Origin of the sequence: Burkholderia sp. GbtcB21 (assembly GCF_019091065.1) — a bacterium.
GTDB classification, from domain to species: Bacteria; Pseudomonadota; Gammaproteobacteria; order Burkholderiales; family Burkholderiaceae; genus Burkholderia; species Burkholderia pyrrocinia_C.
Map to the genome: position 1 here is coordinate 1 of NZ_JAGXKA010000306.1, position 259 is coordinate 259.

1 pseudogene is annotated in these 259 nt (G+C 75.3%); it reads right to left on the minus strand.

What is annotated here, in order from left to right:
• Nucleotides 1-259, minus strand: a pseudogene (locus KVT39_RS37010) (NAD-dependent protein deacetylase); the annotation flags it as partial.

Consider the following 259-nt stretch of genomic DNA (forward strand, 5'->3'; position numbering starts at 1 on the left):
GCTCAGCAGGCGCACGGTCGGAATCGCGGGGCCCGCGCCGATCTCGACCACGGCGACGCGCCCGGCCCGCTCGATCCAGTCGTCCAGCGCACGTCCCTGCGCGTCGTAGCGCGCACCGAGCCAGCCGGTGCCGCCGAACACCAGGATGTTCGGTCGCGCGAGGCCGCCGCAGTGCGGGCAGCGCGGCGCATCGCCGACCAGCCGGCAGGTTGCTTCGTCGACGTCCGGCACGAACGGCGCCGCGTCCCACGTGTCGTCC